General features: G+C 45.9%; 10 protein-coding genes. 3 read left to right on the top strand and 7 right to left on the bottom strand.

Annotated elements, in window-relative coordinates:
• Nucleotides 1-2 precede the first annotated feature (2 nt).
• Nucleotides 3-1,496: a tagaturonate reductase gene (locus tag MHB54_RS01825; protein ID WP_023988325.1), complete on the bottom strand. Its 1,494-nt coding sequence runs from the start codon at nt 1,494-1,496 to the stop codon at nt 3-5.
• A gap of 314 nt (nt 1,497-1,810) precedes the next feature.
• Between MHB54_RS01825 and poxB the strand changes: the two genes are divergently transcribed.
• Nucleotides 1,811-3,535 carry a ubiquinone-dependent pyruvate dehydrogenase gene (gene poxB / locus MHB54_RS01830; protein ID WP_053325300.1) on the top strand — a complete coding sequence of 575 codons (1,725 nt, stop codon included), beginning with the start codon at nt 1,811-1,813 and terminating at the stop codon, nt 3,533-3,535.
• 98 nt (nt 3,536-3,633) lie between these two features.
• On the opposite strand, the gene MHB54_RS01835 is transcribed toward poxB, so the two are convergent.
• The 3 genes from MHB54_RS01835 to uxaC all read right to left on the bottom strand — a co-directional run bounded on the left by MHB54_RS01835 (nt 3,634) and on the right by uxaC (nt 7,701).
• Nucleotides 3,634-4,638 (bottom strand): LacI family DNA-binding transcriptional regulator, encoded by a 1,005-nt coding sequence (locus tag MHB54_RS01835; RefSeq protein WP_028542397.1) that lies wholly within the window; start codon nt 4,636-4,638, stop codon nt 3,634-3,636.
• A gap of 87 nt (nt 4,639-4,725) precedes the next feature.
• Entirely contained in the window at nt 4,726-6,126 is a 1,401-nt protein-coding gene (locus tag MHB54_RS01840; RefSeq protein WP_071558824.1) for an MFS transporter, read from the bottom strand.
• A gap of 150 nt (nt 6,127-6,276) precedes the next feature.
• Complete coding sequence (gene uxaC / locus MHB54_RS01845) at nt 6,277-7,701, bottom strand: glucuronate isomerase (RefSeq protein ID WP_071558825.1); 1,425 nt, start codon at nt 7,699-7,701, stop codon at nt 6,277-6,279.
• A gap of 518 nt (nt 7,702-8,219) precedes the next feature.
• Here uxaC and alsS point away from each other — a divergent pair.
• A complete protein-coding gene (gene alsS / locus MHB54_RS01850) occupies nt 8,220-9,923 on the top strand; it encodes an acetolactate synthase AlsS (protein WP_172828313.1) in 1,704 nt (567 codons plus the stop codon).
• A 162-nt stretch (nt 9,924-10,085) separates the two neighbouring features.
• A complete protein-coding gene (budA, locus tag MHB54_RS01855; RefSeq protein ID WP_025722973.1) occupies nt 10,086-10,832 on the top strand; it encodes an acetolactate decarboxylase in 747 nt (248 codons plus the stop codon).
• A gap of 156 nt (nt 10,833-10,988) precedes the next feature.
• Here budA and MHB54_RS01860 read toward each other — a convergent pair whose 3' ends face one another.
• The 3 genes from MHB54_RS01860 to MHB54_RS01870 form a co-directional block, all read right to left on the bottom strand.
• Complete coding sequence (locus MHB54_RS01860) at nt 10,989-11,474, bottom strand: tetratricopeptide repeat protein (RefSeq protein ID WP_061830331.1); 486 nt, start codon at nt 11,472-11,474, stop codon at nt 10,989-10,991.
• Between the two features lie 154 nt (nt 11,475-11,628).
• Entirely contained in the window at nt 11,629-12,609 is a 981-nt protein-coding gene (locus MHB54_RS01865) for a S8 family peptidase (protein WP_053325298.1), read from the bottom strand.
• Between the two features lie 201 nt (nt 12,610-12,810).
• On the bottom strand, nt 12,811-14,205 hold the full coding sequence (locus MHB54_RS01870) for an MATE family efflux transporter (protein ID WP_023988315.1): 1,395 nt from the start codon (nt 14,203-14,205) through the stop codon (nt 12,811-12,813).
• Nucleotides 14,206-14,248: the final 43 nt, after the last annotated feature.

Genomic DNA, 14,248 nt, shown 5'->3' on the forward strand with positions numbered 1-14,248 from the left:
GCTTATGCTCTGGGCACGCTGTTCCCGGTTAGAGAATCGAGCGTCTCCTTCATTCCTCTGCTTGTAATTTCATACACGTGCTGTGCCGTTTGTTCAGCCAGTCCTTCGATCTGGTTCAGGTCTTGCCCCCACCATGTCTGCCGGCCAAGTACCAGCGCAGTCAATTGCTTCGCCCCGGCGAGAGTACCGTCATATTTACTCCACAGTTCACCAAACGTACTCAACACTTCAGCTTCGTCTGCCAACGCAATCGACTCGCCATTTCTGTCACCCCGGTAAAATACGAGCAAGGACGCCAGCGAAAATACAATTTTGGCAGGCAACGCCTTACGCTGTGTCACATACTGGAGCAAGGATGGCAAGTTCCGTGTCTTGAACTTGGACACCGAATTTAGTGCGATACTCATAACATAATGACTTACATAGGGATTACGGAATCGTTCAATAACATCGTCGGCATATACATTCAATTCCGCTTCTGGCGAGTCCAGCGTCGGAATAATTTCTTCTCGAATCAGCGACTGGATAAAGTTTCCCATAATATCATGCTCGACCGCCTGCCCCACCGTGTCCAGGCCATATAAATAAGCTACAGGGGTAAGCGCCGTATGTGCTCCATTCAAAATGCGTACTTTCCGTGTACGGTATGGCGCCATATCGTCGACAATCAGTACATTCAATCCGGCCAAATGAGCAGGTAATTCTTCTTTAAGCCACTGTGGCCCTTCAATAACCCATAAATGATACTGTTCGCCCACAACAACCAAATCGTCCTTGTAACCCAATTCTGCTTGAATCTCATGAATCCGGTCTTTGGGATAACCAGGTACAATCCGATCGACCAAACTGTTGCAGAACGTATTCGATTCCTCCAACCATGCAATAAACTCAGCCCCAAGCTTCCATTGGTCCGCATATTTCAGTACGATTTCCTTGAGAGCGTCTCCATTACGGTCGATGAGCTCGCACGGAATGATCACCAGTCCCTTGCTCTGATCGCCCCCGAAGAATTGAAAGCGCTTGTACAGAAAGGCGGCTAGCTTGCCTGGAAAGCTCTTTTGCGGACGATCTTCCAATTGATCCTCTGGTGCATAAGCGATCCCCGCTTCCGTCGTGTTCGACACGACAAAACGCAGCTCCGGCTTTTGGGATAATGCTTCATACTCGGAAAAATCAGAGCCGTATGGATTAATCCCACGAGTGACGCACTCCACAACGGTATGCTCCTTCATGGCCTTCCCATCCTTAATCCCTTCAAGAATAACCGTATACAGGCCATCCTGCTCGTTAAGCTTCTCCACGAGGCCTCCTGGCTGCGGTTGTACAATCACAACTCCCGTATTCCATTCTGCCAGCTTATTCATTTTGTCAAATTGCCAGTCTACAAAAGCACGCAGGAAGTTCCCTTCCCCGAATTGCAGCACCCTCACAGGATGCGGGTCTGTTACGATAAAGCTTTTTCTGTTTAATTGGTCTAATTCATCTACTTGTTTCATCCGGAGTAACCTCCCACAATTACCATAATGATTTCATCGTTATTTTATCACAATGCACACGTTAACAAAATAGTTTTATCAATATTTTTAGTTTAAAAAAATAATAATGACAATAATATGAACACGTTAACATATACGTTTATATAAAAATTTGCAAGTATATCGTCCTTTTTCTGTTGTTTCGCACCTGATCCAAGACGGTTAAGGCTAACTATCACCCTATCCCGAGACCTTGTTCTTATATACATTTCAGGAGAATAGACGCAAGAAAGCACGGGCAGGATAACACTACTTACTAGGCAGGAGGAACATCTATGAAGACAATCGCAGATACTATTGTACAAGTTTTGGTCAATGCAGGGGTCAAGCGGATTTATGGCATTGTTGGAGACTCTCTAAATAATATGGTTGATTCCATTCGTAGCAATGGTCAAATCGAATGGATTCATGTAAGGCACGAAGAAGTGGCTGCCTTTGCAGCCGGAGCGGATGCTGACCTTAGTGGTAGCATTGCTGTATGTGCTGGAAGTAGTGGTCCCGGAAATTTGCATCTGATTAATGGTTTATATGATTGCCACCGCAATCGGGTGCCTGTACTGGCTATTGCCGCTCATATTCCAAGCGACGAAATCGGAAGTGAATATTTTCAAGCTACGCATCCTGAGCATCTTTTCGGAGAATGCAGTCACTTCTGTGAGGTTATTACGACACCGCGTCAAATTCCCAGAACGGTGACCATGGCCATTCAACAGGCAATTTCACGTTCAGGTGTCTCCGTCATTGTTCTTCCCGGTGATGTAGCAGCTTTGGAGGCGGAAAAGGTACCTGTCCCTGAACATGTCTATCATCCCACTGCACCTGTAGTGCATCCGTCAGCTTCCGAAATTTCCAGACTGGCCGAATATTTGAATAAAGGCAAACGAATTACGTTACTATGCGGCGCCGGCTGTGCACAATCTCATGAATTGCTCATGCAGCTATGCGACAAGTTAAAATCCCCTATGGTATCTGCTCTGCGAGGCAAGGAATATCTGGAGTATGACAACCCTTACTATGCTGGATTGACGGGACTGATCGGGTATTCTTCCGGGTACCATGCGATGATGGATTGTGACGTCCTGCTTATGCTCGGAACAGACTTCCCTTACAGACAATTTTACCCTGAAGATGCGATTGTCCTACAGGTAGACATAGAGCCAGCCCATCTCGGCAGACGTACTCCGTTGACGTATGGTTTATGCGGGGATGTAAAAGCCACATTGGAAATGCTGCTACCGCATTTAACGTCAGAGCATGATTCCAAGCATCTAGAGAAAACCGTCTCCCACTATACCAAGGTACGCCAGGAGTTGGATGACCTTGCCGTCGGTAAACCAGGTCATACGCCGATCCATCCCCAATATCTCGCCAAGGTCATCAGTGACGCCGCGCAGGAAAATGCTATTTTCACCTGTGATGTCGGTACTCCCACTGTATGGGCTGCGCGTTATTTGCAGATGAACGGTCAGCGTCGGCTTCTCGGCTCGTTCAACCATGGCACGATGGCAAATGCGCTGCCGCAGGCAATCGGAGCGCAGGCTACTGAGCCTGACCGACAAGTGATTGCCCTCTCAGGCGATGGCGGGCTCACGATGCTGATGGGCGATCTGCTCACTCTGAAGCAGCATCAGCTGCCTATTAAAGTCATTGTTTTCAATAATGGCGCTCTCGGTTTTGTCGAGCTGGAAATGAAAGCAGCCGGATTCCTGGAAAACGGCACTGAACTGGTGAATCCTGATTTTGGTGCTGTAGCGCAAGCCATGGGGCTCAAGGGCATCCGGGTTGAAGATCCAGCAATGCTGGAGGATGCCATTCAGCAAGCATTGGCTCATGATGGCCCTGTTGTGGTAGACGTGGTGGTGAACCGTCAGGAACTATCTATGCCACCCAAAATTAATCTTAAACAAGCAGAAGGATTTACACTGTGGATGATGAAAGCGATGTTGAACGGACGCGGTGACGAGATTGTAGAACTGGCTAAAACCAATCTCTTTCGTTAAATCCAGACGAAGCAGAGCGCATTTCAACCTAAAAGGGGCAGAAACCATACATTTAGCATGGTTTCTGCCCCTTTGGCCTGCTGTTAATAAAACGAAACTCAGCGTGGTCTGCTTGCCGTTGATTTCCGTTTCATAAGCGCAGTCTCCATAAATATAAGCTCACCCTCATTGGACGGTGACTGAATTCGTTCCAGAATGCAGGCGGCTCCGCGCTCACTTATCTGCTCAATCGGTCTTTTGACCGTTGTTAACGGTGGAGTCGTATACATTGAGAACCCGATATCGTCAAAACCAATGACTGAGATATCCTCTGGTACCTTCAAGCCGTTTTCGAATACCGCATTCATGGCCCCAATAGCCATATCATCGTTAGAGCAAAATACCGCTGTCGGCGGCTCCTGCAAGGAAAGCAGTTGCTTCATTGCCTGGCTTCCGCTTTCAGTATCATAATGACCTTGCACGATATATTCATGTCGAATCGGCTTACCACTATCAATCAACGCATTCATAAAACCCTCACGGCGTTGCTGGGTAGACTTGAAGCCTTCTACCCCTTCGATGATCGCAATGCGTTCATGCCCGCTTTCAACGAGAAAGGAGACCGCTTCATAGGACCCTTCCTTATCATTAGAAATCACATTTACAATCCCCGCACCGGACACCTGCCGATTCAGTACAACAAGCGGAATACCTTGACCGAGCACATGATAAATAAAAGGGTTGTCCGCCTCGCTCTGGCTCATCAGAATGATACCATCAAAACGCTTGCGGTGAATGGCCGAAAAATCGGCGTAATCGTCAATTCCTCGCACAAACAAATTGTAATCCACCCCGATGACATGATTAACTCCGCGGATGGTATCCGCAAAAAAACTGGAGCTGGTGCCTTCTGAAATACTGGTGAAAAACAGGCCAATCGTATGCGAGCGCTGGAGAACCAGGCTTTTGGCATTAAAATTTGGAATGTAATTGAGTTGCTCTGCCAACTCCATAATTTTGCGTTTCGTATCTTCTTTAATCAGCGGGCTGTTATTGAGCGCCCGGGAGACGGTTGTATGGGAAACATTAGCCAATTTGGCAATGTCTTTAATGGTAGCTGCCATATACGTATCCTTTCCTTAGTGAGGCTCTAAAAAAATTATATACCCACCATACCACAGGAGCCGCCCGGAAAAGAAGACTTTCACAAATTATACGTGGTTGTCCGCATGTCGACGCTGTAACTCTTGAACCATTTCTGCATGTCTACTGTCCGTCAGCTTGTACATTTTACCGATGACCAGCATGGCCAAAGCCAGGGCAACAGCCGGATAGAGACAAAGTAATGCCTTGATCCCAAGCAGCGTTCCAGAGGACTGAACCACATTCGGAACATACCCGATGAGCGCTAGTCCAATACCCGATAGAAAGCCAGACAAGGATTGAGCCAACTTACGTGAAAAGTTAAATAACGAGTAAGTAATCCCTTCCTTACGCTCCCCGGATGACCATTCGCCATAATCAATGATATCGGACACGAATGCCCAAGTAACCCCGTTAGGAATACTAATACCAATGAACGAAATACTGGCCAGGATTGTGAAAATATATACATTTGAAGGCATGAAAAAGTTAATAGAGTCGGCAATGACACTAACCAGCATCCCCAGTATAGCTGTTTTTCGTTTACCGAAGCGCCGTACCAGCTTGGGCAGGAACAACACACCCAGTAGCGACGAACCGATAATAATAAAATTCATATAAGCCATTAATTCTACATGCCCCAAGTTATATTCGGCAAAATAGATCAGCAGTGCGGACTTAATATTGTACGCGGATATGGTGAAAATCGTCATCAAAACGAGTACCAGCAAAGGCTTGTTATTCGTAAAGGTATGCACGATAACGCCTATAGATAGCTTCTCTTTTGGCCCGGACTGGCTAATAATACGTTCTTTCGTTCCTCGGTAACATATGATGAAAGCGATCACACCAATGAGTGACATAATCCCCATCACAACCGGATAGCCAACATGATGGTTAGGAAACAGTAAAATAAGCGGCATGACAACGACACTGGTGACGAATAATGCGCCCAGAGATCCTGCCTGACGGAAAGATGACAATGAAGCACGCTGATGAGTATCCTGCGTAATGGCGGCACCCAGCGAGCCGTATGGAATGTTTACAATAGAGTAGCCGATCCCCCAGATCATATAGGACGCATAGGCGTAAATGAGTTTTCCTGTGGGGGAAATATTCGGCGAAATAAAGGTTAGAACCGTAAGAATTGCAAGGATAACGCTTCCAACGATAAGAAAAGGCCTAAATTTTCCACGTGCACCGATATGTTTGCGATAATCAACAAAGGACCCGACAATGGGATCACAGATGGCGGCAAACAGCTTGCTGACCAAGAAAATGCCTGCGGCGGCTCCTGCAGAAACCCCTGCTACATCTGTAAAAAATTTCAGCAAATACAACTGCCCCAAATCAAACATGAATCCGTTTCCAAAGTCACCCATACCATACGAAATCTTTTCTTTCAGGCTAATATGCTCGCCTGTCTTGTTGTCAGTTTGGACGCTCTCCTGCACGATAGGCACTCCCATACCTACACACTCCTCTATGTTTGTAATTATTTTCACATATCTAGTTGATAACTATTTTGTTTTCAATTACTCTTACCGGGAGTTTGAAACAAGCTCCTGGCAAGAGCAATTTTTTATAAAGTTAGTGAGTTCTCACCTTAGGCGGTAGCTTCACTTACTATGAACAACCGTTGGGAAATTAAAATATTGCTCAGCGTTATTGTAGCAAATGTTTTGTACCATTGCTCCGAGCAGTTCCAGATCCTCAGGCGCCTTACCCTCCTGAACCCACGTCCCAATTAAGTCACAGAGTATACGGCGGAAATATTCATGGCGTGTGTAGGAGAGGAAGCTGCGGGAATCCGTCAGCATACCAATAAAGCGGGACAGCACCCCGTAGTTAGCCAGCAACTTCATCTGCTCCTGCATGCCTTCGATATGGTCGTTATACCACCATGCCGTGCCAAACTGGATTTTCCCTACAGTTCCACCGGATTGGAAGCAGCCCGCGAGACTTGCCAGTACTGGATAATCAACCGAATTAAGCGAATACAAAATGGTTCTTGGTAATCCTCCTGCCAGCTCCTGTGCGTCCAGCAATGCCGCCAATGGACGAGCGATGGAGCCATCATTTACGGCATCGTAGCCTGTATCCGGTCCCAAATGACGGAACATAGCCGTGTTGTTGTTACGCAGCGCGTGAATGTGGTATTGCATAGCCCAGCCATGTTCTGCATACTGTTTGCCAAGGAAAACCAGAACGTACGATTTATATTTCGCCTCCTCTAAAGGAGTCACATGGCCTTCCTCCAGCGCCTTGCTGAATATGGCTACCGCTTCCTCAAGTGTCGTTTCTTCATAGACTACAGTATCCAGCGCATGATCAGATACCCGGCCTCCGGCAGCATGGAAATGACGCACCCGGCTCGCCAACGCATTCAAAAATCCTTCCAAGCCAGAAACATCCAGTCCGCTGACTTCACCCAACCGAGCCACCCAAGGCTGGAAAGTTTCACGATTAATTTCCAAAGCTTTATCGGGGCGGAAGCTTGGCAGCACTGCCACTGGGAAATCGGTCAGCTTGCTGATTTGTTTGTGGTATTCGAGATGGTCCGTCGGATCATCCGTGGTGCACACCACAGTTACCTTCGAGTTCACAATCAGATCACGTGCGCCAAATCCCTTTCCCTGCAGCTTTTGGTTTACCTTTTCCCAGATCACTGGTGCGTTCTGTTCATTCAGCAGCTCATAGACACCAAAAAAGCGTTGAAGCTCCAAATGCGTCCAATGGTACAGCGGGTTGCCTATTAGTGTAGGTACGGTTTTGGCCCAAGCCAAAAACTTGTCATAATCTTCACCATCCCCCGTAATCAGGCGTTCCTCAACCCCATTAGCCCGCATAAGTCTCCACTTGTAATGATCTCCGTACAACCAGGCTTCCGTAATATTTTTGAACGCTTTATTTTCATAAATTTCTTGTGGACTTAAATGACAATGATAGTCGATAATCGGCATATCCTTGGCGTACTGATGGTACAAGATTTCAGCCGTTGGATTGCTCAACAAAAAGTTTTCGTCTAAAAACGCTTTAGTCATTACTCTCTCATCCCTTCTATAATCGTGTTTCCTAATAAATTGTTAACGTTAACAAAAATGTTCGAGATACTACTTGCCTTTTAACAATTACATTCCCCATAGCAGTGGGAAATCCATATGATTTGTACAGGACAATACAACTATAAAATGATACCTGTACATCATGTCATACTGGTTTGCTTCACCTTAAATTTAATGTTTACGTTAACAACAATTACATTGTAACCGCTATCCTTTGTAGAGGAAAGTGATTTTTATCATGTGAGCGGATAAAAATGATCTGCCTCCATTTGGGACAGATCTGTTCTATACCTTCTCGATGACCGACACCACAAGAAAATTCCACAATTTTAATTTTCCGTGATAGATCAAACTTTGAAAACGTTTTATATATTTTTCTCTTTTTTTCTGAAAATTTCTTTCTTGAAAATACCAGTTATTGTATTATAATTGCAATATACATCCATTGATTTACATTAAAAGTATTTCATTAGTTATTTCACAGAGAAGAAGAAGAGGTGGTAGCATTGAGTACAAAAGTGCAAGCTGTTCAAACTAAAACTATATCCGATACAAAAGGAGCCGACCTTGTTGTCGATTGCTTGATCAAGCAAGGGGTTACCCATATTTTTGGCATTCCAGGTGCCAAGATCGATTCTGTTTTTGATGTTCTTCAAGATCGGGGGCCCGAATTGATCGTATGTCGTCATGAACAAAATGCCGCCTTTATGGCAGCGGCAGTCGGTCGATTAACCGGTAAACCGGGCGTATGCATTGTTACCTCAGGTCCAGGCGCATCTAACTTGGCGACAGGACTTGTCACCGCTAATGCAGAAAGTGATCCTGTCGTCGCCATTGCGGGTGCAGTCCCAAGATCCGAACGCTTGAAACGCACGCACCAATCTATGGATAACGCCGGACTATTCGAACCCATCACCAAATACAGTGTAGAAGTAGAACATCCTGATAATGTACCGGAAGCAATTGCTAATGCATTTCGAATTGCGACCTCAGCCCAGCCTGGAGCCACATTCGTCAGCCTGCCGCAGGACGTGTTGACTTCGTCATCTGAAGTAACAGTCATTGAGAAGGTTTCTCTTCCCCAACTCGGAACCGCACCCGCCGGACTCATCAAACAAGTCGCAGAGCAAATCAAAAAAGCCAAGCTGCCCGTACTTCTTCTCGGCATGAAAGCCAGCACGCCTGAAGCCACCGCAGCTATCCGTGCTCTCATCCGAGATACAGATCTGCCTGTTGTCGAAACCTTCCAGGCCGCTGGAGCCATCTCCCGTGAACTAGAAGACCACTATTTTGGAAGAGTGGGTCTGTTCCACAATCAACCGGGTGATATGCTTCTTGGAGCCGCAGATTTGGTACTGACGATTGGCTATGATCCTATCGAATACGATCCAAAAAACTGGAACATTCCGGCAAACCGAACACTCATTCATCTGGATGACCATCAAGCCGATATTGATCATGATTATCAACCGGACTACGAGCTAATCGGAAATATAGCCCTGATTGTGGGTAGCCTTGCAGAAGAATTACCTACCTTAAAGCTACCTAAATCCTCCTGCGACCAATTGAATCGTCTGCGCCATGATCTAAACGAGCAAGCGGCTGTTCCCGCACACAAGCATGATTTTCTGATTCATCCATTGCAATTTATTCGTACACTGCGCAGCCTGATTGATGATAACGTCACAGTCACCTGTGATGTCGGTTCACACTATATTTGGATGGCACGATATTTCCGTTCGTATGAACCGCGGCGCCTTCTATTCAGCAACGGAATGCAGACGCTAGGCGTAGCGCTGCCTTGGGGGATTGCTGCCACGCTCGTCAATCCCGGTCACAAAGTCGTTTCTATTTCTGGAGACGGAGGATTTCTTTTTTCATCCATGGAGCTCGAAACCGCCGTACGTCTTAACTCACCGTTGGTGCATATCGTATGGAGAGATGGTTCCTATGACATGGTCGCTTTTCAACAACAGATTAAATACGGAAGAACGTCTGGTGTAAAATTTGGAGATGTTGATGTAGTGAAATATGCTGAAAGCTTCGGCGCCACTGGATTACGCGTGCACTCTCCTGAAGAACTAGAAAGTGTATTGCAGCAGGCACTTCATACCGATGGTCCTGTGGTCGTCGATATTCCGATTGATTATCAGGATAACATCCAGTTGGGACGTAAACTGCTGCCTAACCAATTAAACTAACCTTAACCATGCCTCAGTCGTGACGGCTTTATGACAATTATGGAGTATAACGTTTTTTTAATGATTTTTTTGAGTTATTCATGTTATTTACTGAAATTTTACGTTTATTATTGAAAAAGAAAGAAAATAAATGCATACAATTATAAAAGGAAGTGTATTGCCATGACCGTTGCGCAATTGGAAACCAAGCAAGAAGCTGATCATGATATTTACCAAACATCCACTATGCTTGCTCTATTAGATGGTCTTTATGACGGAGTTGTTGCCTTTGAGGAGTTGCAAAAGCACGGGGATTTCGGAATTGGTACCTTTGATCAACTGAATGGCGAGATGATCGCGTTCGATGGTGAATTTTATCACTTGCTTCCAGACGGTACGGCCCATCGCGTAAAACCGGAAGAAACTACACCTTTTTCCACTGTCACCTTTTTCCAGGAAGATTTCACATATACTATTGACCGCCCTATGCATCGTGAAGAGCTGGAAGCTCTGCTGTTAACGTTGTTTCCAAGCCGTAATCTGTTCTATGCCTTCCGTATGGATGGCACTTTTCATGAAGTAAAGACACGGACCGTGCCTCACCAAGTTAAACCATACAAACCTTTTATCGAAGCGACCAAATCACAGCCTACCTTCACTTTTAATGAGGCTTCCGGCGTGATTACAGGTTTTTGGACACCTGCCTATGCTCAAGGTATTGGGGTAGCCGGATTTCATCTGCATTTTATTAACGATGAACGCACCGGAGGCGGGCATGTCTTTGATTTTATCGTCGAAAAGTGTACCATCCGCATTTGTCAAAAATCCAATCTGCACCTGGTCCTGCCCGATACGCCGGATTACTTGAAGGCCAACCTGTCCAGAGAAAACCTGGAGAAAGAAATTGCCGTTACTGAAGGTGCGCAGTAATCACAGTTATTTAACTCATCAAGTTACGGACCCTATAGCTAAACAATAAACAGTAAAAGATCACAGTCAGGGAAGAGAATTACTGCTCTCTGACTGTGATCTTTTTATGTACGAGCATATATATACGTTACTGCTTATGCTCTCACTCCGGTTCACCTATGCCTCGATCTGATCCAGTTTATCTGCATAATATTGAATAGCACGTGAGTACTCCTGTGTAGATAAATCCGAGGTCGTCTCAGCCACCTCCATTAGCAGCTCCTGCATGGCTTTCCCGTATTCCCCCAGATTGTATAACACCATCGCGTAAAATACCCGAAACGGTCTGTAATCCGGAAATTCGTTCATTCCTGTGTCCAACCACGCTTTCGCCTTGGCGTAATCTCCCAATACACGATATGTACTGCTTAATCCCAGGATGGCTCCTTTCCTTGATTCTGCGGATAACGCCATACCTAGGCTTTTTTCATAATAGGCAACCGCTTCCCTCTCTAAGCCCAATGAATCATGTGTCCAAGCTGTCTGATACCACAATTCTGCATCATTTTGCTGCTGTTCTAATGCCTTTAAAAGAAGCTTACGTGCTTTCTCTGCTTGCCCTGTTCGTCTAAGCTCGTCAGCTTGCGCCATGATATCGTTCATATTCATCCTCCACTTCTGACTCATGCCTATCTTTGAGGTATATGTTACCCGACATTTGAATGCAATGTAAATGGAGTTTTTCCTAAGATTTGAAATCCAAAAAAACGACCCTCCCTTTAGGAGAGCCGCTATATTTCCGAATTGAAGTTACGGTTTATTTAACCTTCAATGATCCTACAGTTAGTATTCCCGCTACACGCTGCGCGTCGAAAATACGAGAAAGCTCCTCCACTGCCGTCAAGTACAGTAGACCGTTGCCCTCCAGCTTAGGAGAATTGCCCAGTGGAATCGTGCGTTTGATGAGTTGTGCGTATAATTCCGGTTCGGTGAGATCACGCTCAAAGCTCGCATTCGCCAGCTGCTTAATCAACGCCAATGCACCTGCTACGTGCGGTGTAGCCATCGAAGTTCCGCTAAAGGTCGCATATTTGCCGCCCGGAACGGTGGACAAAATATCTTCTCCCGGTGCAACCAAATCCACCTCATTATTAGAATTACTAAATTCTGAGGTGTGCCTGTCAAAATTGATAGCACCTACGCTAATCACTTCATTATAGCAGCCGGGGTAGCCGAGCTCGTCCGTTCTGTCGTCACCGTCTCCCTCATTTCCAGCTGCACAGATGACTAAGATTTGGCTAGCTACAGCCTTTTTTACTGCTTCATGAAGCTCTGGCACATCCTCAGGACCGCCAAGTGACATCGATATGATATCTGCCTTTTGCTCAATCGCATAATAGATGCCTTGAATAATCCAGTCATATTGACCGGAGCCCTGCTTGTTTAGCACTTTGATGATGAGCAGGTCTGCCTCTGGAGCAACACCCACGACACCCTCCGCATTTTCTGCTGCCGCAATGGTTCCTGCTACATGCGTACCATGACCGTTGTAATCCTTGAAAATTTCCGGATCACCTTGATCATCATCCGTGAAATTCCGGCCGCCAATAATGCGCGCCTTCAAATCAGGATGGTCCGAATCACAGCCCGTGTCCAGCACCGCCACCTTCACGCCTCGGCCTCGAGTCTGGTTCCATACCGCAGGAGCCTGAATCAGCTCTACACCTCGCGGTATTTCATTCACTTGTTGCTCCTGCTTGATCACTTGGTAAGGAATGATATGCACTTTACGTTCCATCCTATTCCCTCCTTCATGGATACAATCGGAAACCATCCGTCTTTGAAACTTTGAAACTTTGAAAACCTCTATTACATTCGAGGTTACTATATTCTAGCAATTTTTGAAAAGTTTGAACATCCCCATTTTGCTTATTTTTGTAAAAAAACAGACATCCCCCAATTCGCTTGGAGAATGTCTGTTGTAGAATCTCTTTCAGCCTTAGGCTGATTCCGCCTGAAGTTCAGCCTTAGATAACAGCGATTTGTGCTGCCATTTCCGACCCTTCCAGCGTAAATAGTGGAAAATGCCTCGTACCCACTCATCGCAGGCATGTGCAATCCACACACCCAGCACACCATATCCCATATGAATGCCCAGCACATATGCTAGCGGGATTTTAATCCCCCACATTGAAATAATGGCCATCATTAACGGGAACTGAACATCTCCCGCTGCTCGCAAGGAGTTAATGACAACATGATTAAACACACGGCCCGGCTCCAGCAATATACAGAATAGCAAAATCGCTGCCCCTAATTGAATGATCGCCGGCTCATCTGTAAAGATCGCCATCACTTCATATCGGAAAAAGGATACTACCACGATCACAGCAATCGTAATGACCAAAGACCATTTCAGGCTCCGTAAAAGTTGATGATAGGCCTTTTCCTTGTCTCCTGCTCCAATCAGGCGGGCAACAATAATCTCTGTCCCCTCACCTACGGCCATTCCAAATACCATAAAGAAGTATACAATCGTATTCGTATAAAAATGAGTTGCAATCGCCGTTGTACCCATAAAGCTGACAAACCGGGTCACCATCATTTGGCTAAGTTGATAAGACAACCATTCCAGCCCAGCAGGAATACCAATCTTCAGGATGGCTACCAGCTTACTCCATTGGAGCTGTACATAATACCGTATGCGAATCGGCGCACTTACACGCTTGTACAGCAGTAGAAAAATCCAGACACATGCTACAGCACGGCTAATAACCGTTGAAATCGCTGCTCCCGCCACTCCCATTTGCGGCAGACCAAACCAGCCATAAATGAGCAATGCATTTCCTACAATATGTAAAATATTCATACCAATGCCCACGATCATCGTATCTTTAGTAAAACCATGCGAGCGAATAACCGGACCTGCGGTTAGCATGAGCGCTTCCAGAAACAGCGAACCCCCTGCCAGCATCATATAGATTTCTGCATTTTCCTTAATCGTCGGGGTAATATGGTAAAAGGATAGTAAAAAATCCCGGCTCACAATAAACATCAAACTCAGCGCCAGACCAAACACCAGATTAAAGGTTAGTGCCGAAGCCGTAACACGGCTTGCATCCACATGCTTTTGCGCCCCCAATAGCTGAGCAATGATCACACCTACACCAAGACCAAGCAGATTGAAAAGTATAATCGTGAATTCAATCAACTGTCTTGATACACCTACAGCCGATACAACCTCATCAGAAACATGGCTTAGCATGAACGTATCCACGCTACCCATCAAAATGTGAAACAACATCTCTATAAAGATCGGCCAAGTGATTGCGAAAACCGTCATCGTTTTAACGGCTTGTGCTTGCTTGGAACCGTTTTCCTGCGACAGTGACATCCTTCCGTATTCCTCCTAAATGCGACCCAATTATTACTTAATA

The organism is Paenibacillus sp. FSL M7-0802, from assembly GCF_038004945.1.
In the GTDB taxonomy this organism is placed as follows: domain Bacteria; phylum Bacillota; class Bacilli; order Paenibacillales; family Paenibacillaceae; genus Paenibacillus; species Paenibacillus polymyxa_B.